The sequence below is a fragment of the Streptomyces sp. NPDC048415 genome (assembly GCF_040651675.1).
Classification (GTDB): Bacteria; Actinomycetota; Actinomycetes; order Streptomycetales; family Streptomycetaceae; genus Streptomyces.
Window position 1 is genome coordinate 47,917 of sequence record NZ_JBEZKJ010000048.1, and the last position, 14,811, is coordinate 62,727.

The window sequence follows — 14,811 nt, forward strand, 5'->3', positions numbered from 1 at the left end:
ACTTCGCGCAGCGCGCGAACAGCGCATCGACGAACTGTGCCCGCTCCTCGACCTGTGGCTTCCGCACCCCGTCGCCGACGCCCACTTCGCGCACTGCGTGAACAGCGCATCGACGAACTGCTCGTCGACTGCTCGCCGTTCATCTGGCTCGACGGCGTCGAGGACAGGGTCGTGTCCGAGCTCCGGGTCCGGCTTGACCCTACGACGAACGCTGGACCGCCTCGTACTGGGCCAACCCCTCCGCTACCAGCTGACCGTTGGATATCGCCCGCTCCCCGTCCGGGAGGACCAACGTGTCCTCCAGGCCGATCCGGGTGGCGAGCCGCAGGCGTCCCGCGAGGCGCAGCACCGGCCAGGCGCTGCCCTCCGCGCCGTGCAGCAGCACGGGGCGGCCGTGGGCGGTGCCGAGGTCCGCGAGGAGGGCGCGGGCCGACTTCTCCACCGTCACGGGCGAGGTGTCCGTCACCTCGGCCAGGACCCGCAGCACCCGTGGCCCGAGCGGCGACGCGGCGAACCGTGCGGCGCCCTGAGTGCCGGACCAGATGCCCGCTTCCACGCCGACCCCGCGGTCGAGGAGCGCCGCCGCGACCTCTTCCGCCCCCGGCTCATGCCAGTTGACCGAGGCGTGGTCGGGCAGGGCCGTCCAGGAACGGACGTACTCCACTCGGGCGGCCGGGTCGGGCTCCGCCCACGCGCCCGTGGTCACCCCGACCGGCACGCCCACCCGTGCCCGTATCGCCTCGAGCGTCGCCGCGAGGGCCTTCGGCGACAAGGTGTCCTGCCCGCAAGGGGACTTGGGGTGGACATGGATGTCCGTGGCCCCGGCCGCGACGGCCTCGGCCGCGGACTGGGCCATCGCCCCGGGTGACATCGGCACGACCGCACCGTCGGCCGGTCCGCGCGCTCCGTTCAGACAGACTTGCACCATGCCCCCGATGGTGCCAGGCGCCACTGACAACCCCCCGTTGAGTGCGGCGACCCACCCAGCCGTTCGACCCTGCGGAGCCCTTACGCCGACACAAGGAGCCGGCCGCGCCTGGCCTGAAGTATCGCCTCGGGCGTCAGAACGGGCCGCGGCACCACGATTCCGCAGCTCGCGCAGACCGGACCCGACGACGGTTCGTGGGCCAGGTCGTACTTCCAGGTGAGGCGCTCCCCGGCGCACACCGGGCAGACCCTGCCCGGCTCGCGCTCCAGTGCGGCGATCAGTCGGCGCAGTACCTCGGCCAGTGGTCCATGGGGGTGGATCCGGGGATCGTCGCACCATGCGACCCCGCAGCCGCCCCAGGTCAGCCGGTGCCAGTCGTCGACACTGCCCGGCCTGCGCAGCCCGTCATGCTTCTCCTTCTTACGACGCTGCGCGAACTCGACCTCGTAGGCGAGCCAGACGGAGCGGGCCTCCTCCAGTTCGTCCAGTGCGGCCACGAGCCGCGCCGGATCCGGGGAGCGGTCCTCGGGACCGAATCCGGCCCGGGAGCAGAGATGGTCCCAGGTCGCCCGATGTCCGTAAGGGGCGAACCGCTCAAGGCACTTGCGCAGTGAATAGCGCCGCAGTGCCAGATCGCACCTCGGATCTCGCACCTGTCTCGCCAGACTCCGAAAACCGGCCATCGCCTGCACCTCCGTCACACCTGCACCTGAACTTCGGTCACTTCGGCGTCGTCGTACGGACGTCGCCGAATAGACGTATCGACAAGCGATTCGGCTCCATCCTTTTTTCGATGACCGCCATAAGCCACCCGCCGAGTCGCTCCCGGCCTACCTCCCGCCGCTGTCAGCCGCCTGTCGATGACGCTGTCCGGCCGCGATGAAATCCAAAAACTGACGGTTGTTCATCTTCAATCCCGGGGATACCGGCGGTAACGTCCAGCCCACCCCAGTCGGGAGGAGCTGCCATGCCACGGCGCACCCCACGCACCATGCTCGACAGACTGAGAACTCCCCGCAGAACCCCCAAGTTCCTCAAGACCGCATCCATATGCGTGCTCGTTGCGGGTCTTTTGTCACCGCTTTCCCAGGCGGCGGCCGCCGACACAACGGCCGCCGCCGCGAACGACTACTGCGGCGGTCAGTGCTCCGACATCCTCCCGCCCGGCGAGAACGGCAACGCGACCCTCGCCCAAGTCCTCCTCAACCAGGCCTTCGGCACCCAGCCGGACCACGCCGAGGACCAGCTCGCCCCCTACGGCAACCTGGCTTCCGGCTACTCCACGCTCACCGATGCCAAGGTCAATGACTTCTTCAACGACGCGTCCTTCGGCGTCGCTTCGGACCAGGTCGCCTCGACCACCAAGCCGCGCAGCGACGTCACGATCGTCCGTGACAAGAAGACCGGCGTCCCGCACATCACCGGCACCACCCGCTACGGCACCGAGTACGGCGCCGGATACGCCGCCGCCCAGGACCGGTTGTGGCTGATGGACGTCTTCCGGCACGTCGGACGCGGCCAGCTGACCACCTTCGCCGGCGGCGCGGCCTCCAACCAGGGCCTTGAACAGGAGTTCTGGCGCAACGCGCCCTACACCGAGGCCGATCTCCAGGCCCAGATCGACAGCGCCACCGCGGGCGCCGGCGCCCGCGGCACACAGGCCCTCGCCGACTCCAAGGCCTATGTCGACGGCATCAACGCCTACATCGACGCCTCCGACAGCGGCCGGTACTTCCCCGGTGAATACGTCCTGACCGGCCACAAGGACTCCATCACCAACGCCGGCACCATCGACCACTTCAAGCTCACCGACCTGGTCGCGCTGGCCTCCGTCATCGGCTCACTCTTCGGTTCCGGAGGCGGCGGCGAGGTCAACAACGCCCTCTCACTCCTCTCCGCCCAGTCCAAGTACGGCGTCACCGAGGGCACCAAGCTCTGGGAGTCCTTCCGCGAGCGCAACGACGCGGAGGCGGTGCTCACCGTCCATGACGGAGAGAGCTTCCCGTACGCGTCGAAGCCCGCCTCCGCGCAGGGCGAGGCCCTGCCCGACGCCGGCTCGGTCGCCCAGGAGCAGCTCGTCTACGACCGCACCGGCAGCGCGGCCACGTCCAGTGCCACCAGCGCCTCGGCCACGGCCGCCGCCACCTCCCTCACCTCGGCAAAGCGCGGCATGTCCAACGCCCTCGTGGTGAGCGGCAAGTACACCGCCAGCGGCCACCCGATCGCCGTCTTCGGCCCGCAGACCGGCTACTTCGCGCCACAGCTGCTCATGCTCCAGGAGATCCAGGGCCCGGGCCTCAGCGCCCGAGGCGCCTCCTTCGCCGGTCTGAGCATGTACGTCGAACTCGGCCGCGGCCAGGACTACTCCTGGAGCGCGACCACCTCCGGCCAGGACATCATCGACACCTACGCCGTCGAGCTGTGCCAGGACGATTACCACTACCTGTACCACGGCACCTGCACGGCCATGGACAAGGTCGAGCAGACCAACTCCTGGAAGCCGACTGTCGCCGACGGCACCGCGGCGGGCTCGTACCGGATGCAGGTCTACCGGACCAAGTACGGTCCGGTGCAGTACCGCGCGACCGTCGGCGGCAAGAAGGTCGCGTACACCACCCTGCGCTCCTCTTTCATGCACGAGGCCGACTCGATCATCGGCTTCCAGATGCTCAACGACCCGGACTACGTGAAGAGCCCGGCGACCTTCCAGAGCGCGGTGCAGCACATCAACTACACCTTCAACTGGTTCTACGCCGACTCCGCGCACACCGCGTACTACAACAGCGGCTACAACCCGGTGCGCGCCACCGGCGTCGACGCCGAGTTCCCGGTGTGGGCGCAGTCCGCGTACGAGTGGAGGAACTGGGACCCGGCGACGAACACGGCCGACTACACCCCGGCGTCCGCCCACCCCAACTCCGTCGACCAGGACTACTACATCTCCTGGAACAACAAGCAGGCCAAGGACTACACGACAGCCTCCTGGGGTGACGGCTCGGTCCACCGCGGCAACCTGCTGGAGGACCGGGTGAAGAAACTGGTCGCGGCGGGCGGAGTGACCCGGTCGGCGCTGGTGAAGGCCATGGCCGACGCGGCGCTCGCCGACCTGCGGGCCGAGGACGTGCTGCCGAAGCTGCTGAAGGTCGTCAACAGCTCGCCGGTGACCGACTCCACGGCCGCGGCCGCCGTCAGCAAGCTCTCCGCCTGGGTGGCGGCGGGCGCCAAGCGCACGGAGACCTCGTCCGGATCGCACACCTACGCCAACGCCGACGCGATCCGCATGCTGGACGCCTGGTGGCCGCTGCTGGTGAAGGCGGAATTCCAGCCGGGTCTCGGCAGCGACCTGTACACCGCGATCAGCAACAACCTCCCCGTCGACGAGTCCCCGTCGGCCGCGCACGGGCCGACCGGCTCGCACGCCGGAAGCTCCTTCCAGTACGGCTGGTGGAGCTATGTCGACAAGGACATCCGGGCGGTTCTCGGGGAGTCGGTGCAGGGCGGCCTGTCGCAGAAGTACTGCGGCTCCGGCAGCCTCAGCGCCTGCCGGGACGCCCTGATCAGCACGCTGAAGGAGGCGGCGGGCAAGACGGCGTCCGACGTCTACCCCGGCGACGACCAGTGCTCGGCGGGCGACCAGTGGTGCGCCGACTCGATCGTCCAGCGGGCGCTCGGCGGCATCAAGCACGGCAAGATCAGCTGGCAGAACCGGCCGACCTTCCAGCAGGTGGTGGAGTACACGTCGCATCGGTGACGGTGCCTACGGGTGTTGGCCAACGTGCGTTTTGCCTATGTCTGTTGGCCAACGGTCGTTTCGTCCACGCCCGTTGGCCAACGCTCGTTGACTAGCGCCCGTCGGCCAACGGTCGTTGGCCAACGGGCGTTTGCCAACAGCCACAGGTAGATACCTGTTCGCCAACGCCTGTTCGCCAACGCCTGTTGGCCAACCAGCGTTGGCGCCGGTGCCTCACCGAATGCGGCCCGCCGCCAGCACCACCTGAGCTAGTTCCCGGTGGCAGATGTCGCTGTGGGCCCCGGCAGGGGGCCCACCACGCCTGACCACCGCGGCGGCGTCGACGTTCACGCACCCCGAGGTGGGCAGCTGTGTGCGCAGGGCGTCGGCGAGTGTGAACGTCCGCGTACCCGGCACCGCCTGTACCCCGTCGTGGCCCATCGCCCCCCACTTGGCGCCCAGCATCTGCCCGATGCCGAAGTCCGCCGTGGCCGACCGGGAGTCGCCGGCCATCCGTGAAGCCAGGGGGTAGATCGCGCCCAGCGCCGAGTCGAAGTGGGAGTGGCAGCACACCAGGGGACCGTCGACACGGTTCTGCTGGCCGTGCAGAACGCCGCTCGAGCGGGGATCGTGCGGCAGCCGCGCCGCGAACGCGTAGTGGGAGAAGGCCCCTTGGAGCAGAGTCACGGACTTCACCGAGCGCACGCCCTCGGGCAGTCCGCGCAGGGCGAAGGAGACCAGCCGTCCGCCGAAGCTGTGCCCGACGAGATGCACCCGCACGTCGGGTGCCGCCTGGGCGAGCTGCCCGATCGCGCGTCCGAGCCCGCGCTCACCGACCGTGCCGGCGCGCCGTTTCATCGCGTAGTACGTGGCCTGGCGCAGCAGTTCGTGCGCGCCGTCCCACAGTCGTGGCAGCGCGAACGACGCGCTGCCGGGAGACTCCGTCTCGGCCAGTGCCTGGGCGAACTCACCGCAGACCGTCGCCGTGTCCCCGAAGAGCATCTCGGGATCGCTCTCCGGCACCCCCTCGGCCAGGGTGTCCGCTCCGAAGGAGGCCTGCGGGCCCTGTGGCCGTACCTCGACGAGCAGCCGTACGAGGCGCCCGAACTCCTCCAGCGAGGCTCCTTCGTCGGGCTGTTGGTCCAGCAGTCGGGCGATCTGCTCGACCACCGTCGCGCGGCCGGGGAACACCTCCAAAAGGGCGTGCCGGGTGTTCTTGTCGAGCACCGGCCGGGCAGCTGCGGGGATGTCGGGGGCGAGCGACGAGGGGAAGTCGGGGATCGGCTCGTCCGAGAACCGCATCGAGGGCCACACCACTCCCACGTATCCCAGGCGCGCCTGCGGGGCCAGCGCGGGGACGGGTTCGAAGAAGTGGCTGTAGAGGCGGGTCGCGCCCGAGCGGTCGTTGTTCCAGCCGTGGGCGAAGACGATCAGGTCCAGGACCCCGCGCCCCGGCACCTCCTCGAGCAGCCGGTCCCGCTCCCGGCCGTCGACATCCCCGTCCGCGTCAAACGTCAGTTCCCAGTAGGGAGAAACACTCACTGCCGGATCCGCCATGACAAGCCCCCTCGTCCCCTGGGAGGTGTGATGTGGGCGCATCGTCCTCCCGGGGGCGAAGGTTGGCCATACTTCGCGACTCATCCGTAACTCAGCCGTAGAGGAGGTACTCCTTCCGTACCCGCTGGAATGCCCTCAGTTCGTCCTGCCAGGCCGCCACGATCTCGTCGGCCGCGGCTCCCGCGTCGATCATCGTGCGCACCAGTGTCGAGCCCGTCAGCTTGTCGATCCAGTGGTCGGAGCGCCAGGTGAAGCCGCTCCATACCTTCTTGGCGGACGCCAGGAGGGCAACGCCGGTGCGCACGGGGTCGTACGCGGCCCGGTCGTGCACATGGATCTGTACGCCCCCGATGGTCTTGCCCTGGAACTTGGAGAAGGTGGGAGCGAAGTACGCCTCCCTGAAGTACACGCCGGGAAGCCCGAGTTGACCGGCCGCCGCAGCCCACCGCCCGTCGATACCGTCCGCGCCGAGCAGCTCGAACGGGCGCGTCGTGCCCCGGCCCTCCGACAGATTCGTTCCCTCGAAGAGGCACGTCCCCGAATACACCAGGGCGGTGTCGGCCGTCGGCATGTTCGGGCTCGGCGGCACCCACGGCAGGCCGGAGGCGTCATAGAAGTCCGATCGCTTCCAACCCGACATCAGTACGGTGTCCAGCGCCACCGGGGCCGCCAGGAACTCCCCGTTGAACAGCCGCGCCAGCTCCGCCACCGTCATCCCGTGCGCCTGCGCGATCGGCTGCCGTCCGACGAAGGTCGCGAACTCCTTGTGCAGTACGGGTCCTTGGGCCTCGCGCCCGGTCACCGGGTTCGGCCGGTCCAGCACCACGAAACGCTTGCCCGCGAGCTGGGCCGCCTCCATGCAGTCGTAGAGCGTCCAGATGTACGTGTAGAAGCGCGCGCCCACGTCCTGGATGTCGAAGACGACGGTGTCCACGCCGGAGGCCGTGAAGATGTCGGCGAGCGGTTGGCCGCTCTTCAGGTACGTGTCGTAGACGGGAAGCCCGGTCGCCGGGTCGTCGTAGCGGCCCTCGGACCCGCCCGCCTGCGCGGTGCCGCGGAAGCCGTGCTCGGGGCCGAAGACGGCGACCAGGTCCACGCGGTCGTCGGCGTGCATGACGTCGACGATGTGGCGTACGTCGCGGGTGATGCCGGTGGGGTTCGTGACGACGCCGATGCGCCGGCCGCGGAGTGGGGCGTAGCCGTCATCGGTCAGGCGCTCGAAGCCGGTACGCAGCCCGCGGCCGCTGCGTTCGGGTGCCGTGGCCGGCGCCGGTGTCAGGGCCGCCGCGGCGGTGCCGGCGGCGAGCAGGGACCGTCTGGACAGGCGCATGGTGTGACCTCCGTGATTGCGGAAGGTTGGCGTAGGCACGCTAAGCGCTCCCGCGGGAAGTTCGTAGGCTGCGGTTGTCCGTGGCTTGTCGCGCAGTTCCGCGCGCCCCTGTGCGGCGTAGTGCCCCGCGCCTCTGTGCGGCGCAGTTCCTCGCGCCCCTGTCCGGCGCAGTCCTTCGTGCCACTGACCGAGCGTGGGCCGCCCTTCCCTGCAACATACCGACCGGTTAGTCTGGTGGCGCAGCAGAGCCGATTCGCGTCGCGTCGAAGGAGACCGATGGTGCAAGCCGTGCAGGATGCGGGAGTGGTCGTCACCGGAGCGGGAGGCGGTATCGGGGCCGCGCTGGCCCGCCGCTTCGCCGCCGAGGGGGCCAGGGTCGTCGTGAACGACCTGGACGCCGCCAAGGCCAAGGCCGTGGCCGACGAGATCGGCGGTATCGCGGTCCCGGGCGACGCGTCCGTGATCGTGGCCGAGGCCCGGGACGCCCTCGGCGGCACGGTCGATGTGTACTGCGCCAACGCGGGCGTCGCCTCGGCCGGTTCCGAGGCGGCCGACCAGAAGGTGTGGGCGCTCGCCTGGGACGTCAATGTGATGGCGCATGTGCGCGCCGCCCAGGAGCTGCTTCCGGGCTGGCTTGAGCGCGGCAGCGGCCGTTTCGTCTCCACCGTCTCGGCCGCCGGACTGCTCACCATGATCGGCGCCGCTCCCTACAGCGTCACCAAGCACGGCGCGTACGCCTTCGCCGAGTGGCTGTCGCTGACCTACCGCCACCGCGGCCTCAAGGTGCACGCGATCTGTCCCCAGGGCGTGCGCACCGACATGCTCGACGCCACCGGCAGCGCGGGCGACCTGGTGCTCCAGCCGACGGCCATCGAGCCGGAGGATGTCGCCGACGCGCTCTTCAAGGGGATCGAGGAGGACCGCTTCCTGATCCTGCCGCACCCCGAGGTCGCCGGGTACTACCAGGTCCGGGCCACGGAGCCCGACCGCTGGCTGAGCACCATGAACCACATCCAGCAGAAGTGGGAGGCGGGCCGATGACCAGCTACGCCGACCGGCCCTGGGTGGCCCTGCTCAACGAAGCCCAGCGCGCCCCGGTCAGCCCCGCCGACTCCCTGGTGGACGCCCTCCGCGACACCGTGGCGCGCACCCCGGACCGCACCGCCCTCGCCTACTTCGACGGGCGGCTGAGCTACCGCGAGGTGGACGAGCTGAGCGACTCGGTCGCCGGGCACCTCGCCGCCCGCGGCCTGGAGCGCGGCGACCGGGTCGCGATCCTGCTGCAGAACTCCCCGCACTTCGTGCTCGCCCTGCTGGGCGCCTGGAAGGCGGGCGCGACCGTCGTGCCGGTCAACCCGATGTACAAGTCGGGCGAGGTCCGCCACGTACTCAACGACGCACAAGTCGGCGCCCTCGTCTGCTCCGACCGCGCGTGGGAGTCGTATCTGCGCGAGACGGCCGCCGACTCATCCGTACGCGTCGTGCTGACGGCCTGTGAGTTGGATATCCAAACTCGTCACGACGCGCGCGTGCTGAACTTCGAGCGGCTGCCGCTCGCCGAGGACGCCGACGACCTCGTGAACGTCGCCCGACAGGGCCACAAGGCCCCCGAGGGCCGCGCCGCGAGCCCCACCGACATCGCGCTGATCAGCTACACCTCGGGCACGAGCGGCACCCCCAAGGGAGCCACCAACACGCACGGCAACATCATGTACGTCGCCGAGCGGCAGCGGACGGGCCTCGGTCTGGCCGATGGACCCGTCTACTTCGCGATGGCGCCCCTCTTCCACATCACCGGGATGGTCTGCCAGCTCTCCGCATGCCTCAACAGCGCGGGCACGCTGGTCCTCGCGTACCGCTTCGAGGCGGGCGTCGTGCTCGACGCGTTCGCCGAGCACCGGCCCCACTACACGGTCGGCCCGTCGACCGCCTTCATGGCGCTGGCCGCGCATTCGGCGGTCACCCCCGAGCACTTCTCCTCCTTCGTCAACATCTCCTCCGGCGGCGCCCCGCTGCCGCCCGCCCTGGTGGAGAAGTTCCGGGCCGGCTTCGGGCCCTACATCCGCAACGGCTATGGGCTCACCGAGTGCACCGCGCCCTGCGCCTCCGTGCCGCCGGGCCGGGAGGCGCCGGTGGACCCGGTCTCCGGGACGCTGGCCGTGGGCGTGCCGGGCCCGGACACGGTCGTACGCATCCTCGACGAGCTGGGCCAGGAGGTGCCGTTCGGGGAGCAGGGCGAGATCGTCGTACGGGGGCCGCAGGTCGTCTCCGGTTACTGGCGGCGCCCCGAAGCCACCGCCGAGGCCTTCCCGGACGGTGAGCTGCGTACGGGGGACATCGGTTTCATGGACCCCGACGGCTGGCTCTACGTGGTCGACCGCAAGAAGGACATGATCAACGCGTCCGGCTTCAAGGTGTGGCCCCGGGAGGTCGAGGACGTCCTCTACACGCACCAGGCGGTGCGGGAGGCGGCTGTCGTCGGCGTACCCGACGGCTACCGTGGCGAGACCGTCAAGGCGTACATCAGCCTGCGTCCGGGTGCCGAGGAGGACCCCGAGTCGCTCGCCGCGTACTGCAAGGAGAGACTGGCCGCTTACAAATATCCGCGTCAGGTGGAGATCCTGCCCGACTTGCCGAAGACGGCGAGTGGGAAGATCCTCCGTCGGGAGCTTCGTTCCCGGTCCCACGAGACTCAGTAGACATTCTTCGCACGACAACGCTCGGAAGGCAGGTGGCGGCAGTGCCCAGGACGACGGACGGTGACGGTACGCCCGTCCCGCAGCGGCTGCTGGCCGCCGCCACCCGGCTCTTCGCGGAGCAGGGTTACGACCGGACCTCCGTGCAGGAGATCGTCGAGGCGGCGGGCGTCACCAAGGGGGCGCTGTACCACTACTTCGGCTCCAAGGACGACCTGCTGCACGAGGTGTACGCGCGCGTGCTGCGCATTCAGCAGGAGCGGCTGGACGCCTTCGCCGGGGCCGACGCGCCCGTCGAGGAGCGGTTGCGGGGGGCTGCGGCCGATGTGGTCGTCACGACGATCGACAACCTCGACGACGCGTCGATCTTCTTCCGGTCGATGCATCATCTGAGCCCTGAGAAGCACAAGCAGGTGCGCGCGGAGCGCCGCCTCTATCACGAGCGTTTCCGCGCGCTCGTCGAGGAGGGCCAGAAGAAGGGCGTCTTCTCCACGGCCACGCCGGCCGACCTGGTCGTCGACTACCACTTCGGGTCCGTCCACCACCTGTCGACGTGGTACCGCCCGGACGGTCCCCTCACCCCGCAAGAGGTCGCCGACCACCTGGCCGATCTGCTGCTGCGGGCGCTGCGTCCGTAGCGGGCGGGTGGGGTTTTCGCCCCCTCCGCCCCTACGCTTCCCGTGCCTGGGGGGTCCGCCCCCGGAGGCCCCGCCTATCGCGCTCCGCGCTCGTCCTCAAACGCCGGACGGGCTGACATCGTCACACGTACCGCTTGATCTCCCGTTGTGCCAGCGAGCGCTGGTGGACCTCGTCCGGGCCGTCGGCGAGTTTCAGGGTGCGGGCGCTGGCCCAGAGTTCGGCCAGCGGGAAGTCCTGGCTGACGCCGCCGGCCCCGTGGAGCTGGACGGCCTTGTCGAGGATGTCGACGACCGTGCGCGGGGTGGCGATCTTGATGGCCTGGATCTCGGTGTGGGCGCCCCTGTTGCCGACCGTGTCCATCATCCACGCGGTCTTCAGGACCAGCAGACGGAGCTGCTCGACGGCCACGCGCGCGTCGGCGATCCAGTTCTGGACCACGCCCTGCTGGGCCAGCGGCTTGCCGAACGCCGTACGGGACACGGCCCGGCGGCACATCAGCTCGATCGCCCGCTCGGCCATGCCGATCAGCCGCATGCAGTGGTGGATGCGGCCAGGACCCAGCCGCGCCTGGGCGATGGCGAAGCCGCCGCCCTCCTCGCCGACCAGATTGCTGACGGGGACGCGGACGTGGTCGAAGGCGACCTCCGCGTGCCCGCCGTGGGAGTGGTCCTCGTAGCCGTACACCTGCATGGCGCGCCGCACTTCGAGATCGGGCGTGTCACGCGGCACGAGGACCATGGACTGCTGACGGCGGATGTCCGGGCCCTCGGGGTCCGTCTTGCCCATCACGATGAAGATCTTGCAGTCCGGGTTCATCGCCCCGGAGATGTACCACTTGCGGCCGGTGATGACGTAGTCGTCACCATCCCGCTCGATCAGCGTGGTGATGTTCGTGGCGTCGGAGGAGGCCACATCGGGCTCGGTCATCGCGAACGCCGAGCGGATCTCGCCGGCGAGCAGCGGCTCCAGCCACTGCTTCTTCTGCTGCTCGTCCCCGAACTGGGCCAGCACCTCCATGTTGCCGGTGTCCGGCGCGGCGCAGTTCAGCGCGGTGGGCGCCAAGTGCGGGCTGCGGCCGGTGATCTCGGCGAGCGGCGCGTACTGGAGGTTGGTGAGACCGGCCCCGTACTCGGAGTCGGGGAGGAAGAGGTTCCACAGGCCCTGCCTGCGGGCCTCGGCCTTCAACTCCCCGACCACGGCGGGGGTGTCCCACGGCGAGGCCAGCTGGGCGCGCTGCTCCTCGGCGACGGCCTCCGCCGGATAGACGTACTCGTCCATGAAGGCGAGCAGCTTCCGGCGCAGTTCCTCGGTGTGCGCGTCGAATGCGAAGTCCATGGCGGATCAGCCCTCCTGAAGGGTGGTCAGGCCGTGCTCGATGAAGAAGGGGACCAGCTCACCGATGCGGTCGAAGCCCGCGCCGACCGTCTGGCCGAGCGTGTAGCGGTAGTGGATGCCCTCGAGGATCACGGCGAGCTTGAACCAGGCGAAGGCCGTGTACCAGGAGACGGCGGACACGTCGCGCCCCGAGCGCGCGGCGTACCGTTCGACGATCTCGGCCGGCTTCGGGTGCCCGGCGGCCGAAGCGGTCGTGCTGATGGGGGAGTCGGGCAGGTCCAGGGGCGCGCTGTACATGACGAGCAGCCCGAGGTCGGTGAGCGGGTCACCGAGCGTGGACATCTCCCAGTCCAGGACGGCCTTGATCCGGTCGTCGGTGCCGATCAGGACGTTGTCGAGCCGATAGTCACCGTGTACGACGGCGGGCTTGGGGGAGTTCGGGAGTTCGCGTCCCAGGGCCGCCTGCAGTTCGTCGATCCCGGCGAGCTCACGGTTCCTGGAGGCGTCCAACTGCTTACCCCAGCGGCGCAGTTGCCGGTCGAGGAAGCCCTCGGGCCGGCCGAAGTCCGCGAGGCCCACCTCGGCGGGATCCACCGAGTGCAGTTCGACCAGTGTGTCCACGAGCCCGAGCACCGCGTCGCGGGTGCGCTGCGGGCCGAGCGGGGCGAGCTGCTCGGCGGTGCGGTAGGGCGTGCCCTCCACGAACTCCATGACATAGAACGGCGCGCCGAGCACCGACTCGTCCTCGCACAGCAGCACCGTGCGGGGCACCGGCACGGCCGTCGGGTGCAGCGCGCTGATCACCCGGTGCTCGCGCCTCATGTCGTGCGCAGTGGCCAGCACATGCCCCAGTGGAGGCCGTCGTACGACCCACTTCGCGGCGCCGTCGGTGACCGCGTACGTGAGGTTCGACCGTCCGCCTTCGATCAGTCGGCCGGTCAGGGGGCCGTCCACCAGTCCGGGCCGCTCACGGTCGAGCAGGCCGCGCAACTGGTCGAGATCGAGACCTGGCGGGTGGTCTGGGCTCATCATTGCTCCTACGCACGGAAAACCGGACGTGACTATGATGCCGACCGGTCGGTATGTCGTCCAGTGGGTGCGCGAAACGTGATCGGCGTCTCCCCGGAATCGGTGAGACCGGGGAGACGCCGGGTTGGCCCGAGGACTCAGTGGTCGTCCCAGTGCCCCTCGTGCTCGGCGTGCCGGTGGCCGTCGTGGACGTAGTCGAGGTGGTCGCCGTGCGCCACCGCGGAGTGGCCGCAGCCCTCGCCGTGCTGGTGGCCGTGGCCGTCGTGCGCGACATGGCCGCTCGGCTCGCACTCGTCCCAGTGGCCGGAGTGCTCGCGGTGCAGATGTCCGTCGTGCGCGTAGTCGACGTGGTCCCCGTGCCGCACCTCGGCGTGGCCGCAGTCCGGGCCGTGGACGTGCTCGTGGGTGGGGTGCTCCTGATGAAGGAGGGTCATGGTGCTCACCTTCGGAAGTGGCGTGGAATGACGGCTCAGGCTAACGCTCCAAACCATCCTAATTCCGGCAATTCAGTCTTATGTGCCGACCGGGTACCCCGGAGGGTCGAGGAGGAGGCGAGGCGATCGGCCTTCGCGACCGGCTCTCAGAACACCAGTGCCGCCGCGCACACGGCCAGTGCCAGCGTGCACAGGGTGGCCGCCGTCGCGTGCCGGGGCGTGAGCGCGGGCGGGCCGCTCGGGCCCGCGGTCGCCAGCGCGTGGATGCGGCGGTGGGCGACCGCCAGGAAAGCCAGCCACAGCGCGCAGCACAGCGCGCAGGCCACGACACCGGCCGCCGAGCCGCCGCTTTGCAGCGCCGTCTTCATGGCGAGTACGGCGGCGACGGTGCTGGAGAGGGTCGTACGGCGCCAGGCCAGGCGCGTGCGTTCCGGCTGGAGGCCCGGGTCCCGTCCGTCCCCGGGGGGCGGGGTCATCGGGTCATCCCGCCCAGCCGGCGAGGACGACGACGAGCATCGCGATGGCGACGACCGCGACGGCGATGCTCAGTATCGCCGGGAAGCGGGAGACCGGCAGGTCTTCGCCTCTGCGCATCGCGCACTCGCAGCGGATCCAGTGGTTGACCGCGCGCAGTGCGCACAGGACGCCTGCCGCCAGCAGGGCGAGGGCCAGGCCGACTCGCCAGCCCCAGCGCAGGTCGGGGAGGAACTGGTCCACGGCGAAGCCGCCGCCGATGAGGGCGAGTGCTGTGCGCAGCCAGGCGAGGAAGGTCCGCTCGTTCGCCAGGGAGAACCGGTAGTCCGGCGTTCCGCCTTCCGCCCGGATCTCCTGAGGCGCGAACCACAACCGGACATTCCGCACGACTTCGATCACGTCGAGGACGATACCGGGCCGGGGTCGGGTGGTCTTTCGCCCCCTCCCCGAACCCAACTCCGGAAGGGCTGCTTTCAGCTTTCAGCCCGTCGTGGGGGTCCCCCCGCTCGAGCGAAGCCCTCGGCATACCCCCGCCCTCCTCGCGGTACCTTCATGCGGCGGCGGCGAGCTCAGCCGCCGCGCTCACCGCCGTCCCCGTGCTCGGGGCCCCGTCGTACGCCGCCGAAACGGCCGCCACGCCTTCGTACCGCTGGCGCAAC

General features: G+C 70.0%; 13 protein-coding genes. 4 read left to right on the forward strand and 9 right to left on the reverse strand.

Annotated elements, in window-relative coordinates; all coding sequences use genetic code 11:
• Positions 1–199 precede the first annotated feature (199 nt).
• Positions 200–928, reverse strand: coding sequence for a 3-keto-5-aminohexanoate cleavage protein (locus tag AB0D27_RS27465; protein WP_362513994.1), 729 nt, complete (start codon positions 926–928; stop codon positions 200–202).
• 80 nt (positions 929–1,008) lie between these two features.
• Positions 1,009–1,611 carry a hypothetical protein gene (locus AB0D27_RS27470; protein ID WP_362514029.1) on the reverse strand — a complete coding sequence of 201 codons (603 nt, stop codon included), beginning with the start codon at positions 1,609–1,611 and terminating at the stop codon, positions 1,009–1,011.
• Positions 1,612–1,895: 284 nt separating this feature from the next.
• Here AB0D27_RS27470 and AB0D27_RS27475 point away from each other — a divergent pair, with 284 nt between their 5' ends.
• On the forward strand, positions 1,896–4,679 hold the full coding sequence (locus tag AB0D27_RS27475) for a penicillin acylase family protein (RefSeq protein WP_362513996.1): 2,784 nt from the start codon (positions 1,896–1,898) through the stop codon (positions 4,677–4,679).
• 213 nt (positions 4,680–4,892) lie between these two features.
• On the opposite strand, the gene AB0D27_RS27480 is transcribed toward AB0D27_RS27475, so the two are convergent.
• Entirely contained in the window at positions 4,893–6,215 is a 1,323-nt protein-coding gene (locus AB0D27_RS27480) for a serine-threonine protein kinase (RefSeq protein ID WP_362513999.1), read from the reverse strand.
• Between the two features lie 91 nt (positions 6,216–6,306).
• On the reverse strand, positions 6,307–7,545 hold the full coding sequence (locus tag AB0D27_RS27485) for a DUF1343 domain-containing protein (RefSeq protein ID WP_362514002.1): 1,239 nt from the start codon (positions 7,543–7,545) through the stop codon (positions 6,307–6,309).
• A 276-nt stretch (positions 7,546–7,821) separates the two neighbouring features.
• On the opposite strand from AB0D27_RS27485, the gene AB0D27_RS27490 reads away from it, so the two are divergent.
• The 3 genes from AB0D27_RS27490 to AB0D27_RS27500 are packed head-to-tail and all read left to right on the forward strand — an operon-like array spanning position 7,822 to position 10,879.
• Positions 7,822–8,586, forward strand: coding sequence for an SDR family oxidoreductase (locus AB0D27_RS27490; protein ID WP_362514004.1), 765 nt, complete (start codon positions 7,822–7,824; stop codon positions 8,584–8,586).
• A complete protein-coding gene (locus AB0D27_RS27495) occupies positions 8,583–10,244 on the forward strand; it encodes an AMP-binding protein (RefSeq protein WP_362514006.1) in 1,662 nt (553 codons plus the stop codon). Before AB0D27_RS27490 ends, AB0D27_RS27495 begins: the two co-directional genes overlap by 4 nt.
• A 41-nt stretch (positions 10,245–10,285) precedes the next feature.
• The gene (locus AB0D27_RS27500) at positions 10,286–10,879 is read left to right on the forward strand and encodes a TetR/AcrR family transcriptional regulator (protein WP_362514009.1); all 594 of its coding nucleotides are present in this window, start codon (positions 10,286–10,288) and stop codon (positions 10,877–10,879) included.
• A gap of 121 nt (positions 10,880–11,000) precedes the next feature.
• Here AB0D27_RS27500 and AB0D27_RS27505 read toward each other — a convergent pair whose 3' ends face one another.
• The 5 genes from AB0D27_RS27505 to AB0D27_RS27525 all read right to left on the reverse strand — a co-directional run bounded on the left by AB0D27_RS27505 (position 11,001) and on the right by AB0D27_RS27525 (position 14,551).
• Positions 11,001–12,215, reverse strand: a complete 1,215-nt coding sequence (locus tag AB0D27_RS27505) for an acyl-CoA dehydrogenase family protein (RefSeq protein WP_362514012.1) — start codon at positions 12,213–12,215, stop codon at positions 11,001–11,003.
• A 6-nt stretch (positions 12,216–12,221) separates the two neighbouring features.
• The gene (locus AB0D27_RS27510; RefSeq protein ID WP_362514032.1) at positions 12,222–13,244 is read right to left on the reverse strand and encodes a phosphotransferase family protein; all 1,023 of its coding nucleotides are present in this window, start codon (positions 13,242–13,244) and stop codon (positions 12,222–12,224) included.
• A gap of 137 nt (positions 13,245–13,381) precedes the next feature.
• A complete protein-coding gene (locus tag AB0D27_RS27515; protein ID WP_362514014.1) occupies positions 13,382–13,678 on the reverse strand; it encodes a hypothetical protein in 297 nt (98 codons plus the stop codon).
• Positions 13,679–13,824: 146 nt separating this feature from the next.
• Entirely contained in the window at positions 13,825–14,154 is a 330-nt protein-coding gene (locus AB0D27_RS27520; protein WP_362514017.1) for a DUF202 domain-containing protein, read from the reverse strand.
• A 4-nt stretch (positions 14,155–14,158) separates the two neighbouring features.
• Positions 14,159–14,551, reverse strand: a complete 393-nt coding sequence (locus AB0D27_RS27525) for a DUF202 domain-containing protein (RefSeq protein WP_362514019.1) — start codon at positions 14,549–14,551, stop codon at positions 14,159–14,161.
• Positions 14,552–14,811 lie beyond the last annotated feature (260 nt).

What these genes read in the sequence shown, in the direction of transcription:
- AB0D27_RS27465 (WP_362513994.1), bottom strand. Translation starts at nt 928, where the DNA reads ATGGTGCAAGTCTGTCTGAACGGAGCGCGCGGACCGGCCGACGGTGCG.
- AB0D27_RS27495 (WP_362514006.1), top strand. Translation starts at nt 8,583, where the DNA reads ATGACCAGCTACGCCGACCGGCCCTGGGTGGCCCTGCTCAACGAAGCC.
- AB0D27_RS27470 (WP_362514029.1), bottom strand. Translation starts at nt 1,611, where the DNA reads ATGGCCGGTTTTCGGAGTCTGGCGAGACAGGTGCGAGATCCGAGGTGC.
- AB0D27_RS27510 (WP_362514032.1), bottom strand. Translation starts at nt 13,244, where the DNA reads ATGAGCCCAGACCACCCGCCAGGTCTCGATCTCGACCAGTTGCGCGGC.
- AB0D27_RS27480 (WP_362513999.1), bottom strand. Translation starts at nt 6,215, where the DNA reads ATGGCGGATCCGGCAGTGAGTGTTTCTCCCTACTGGGAACTGACGTTT.
- AB0D27_RS27520 (WP_362514017.1), bottom strand. Translation starts at nt 14,154, where the DNA reads ATGACCCCGCCCCCCGGGGACGGACGGGACCCGGGCCTCCAGCCGGAA.
- AB0D27_RS27475 (WP_362513996.1), top strand. Translation starts at nt 1,896, where the DNA reads ATGCCACGGCGCACCCCACGCACCATGCTCGACAGACTGAGAACTCCC.
- AB0D27_RS27485 (WP_362514002.1), bottom strand. Translation starts at nt 7,545, where the DNA reads ATGCGCCTGTCCAGACGGTCCCTGCTCGCCGCCGGCACCGCCGCGGCG.
- AB0D27_RS27490 (WP_362514004.1), top strand. Translation starts at nt 7,822, where the DNA reads ATGGTGCAAGCCGTGCAGGATGCGGGAGTGGTCGTCACCGGAGCGGGA.
- AB0D27_RS27515 (WP_362514014.1), bottom strand. Translation starts at nt 13,678, where the DNA reads ATGACCCTCCTTCATCAGGAGCACCCCACCCACGAGCACGTCCACGGC.
- AB0D27_RS27505 (WP_362514012.1), bottom strand. Translation starts at nt 12,215, where the DNA reads ATGGACTTCGCATTCGACGCGCACACCGAGGAACTGCGCCGGAAGCTG.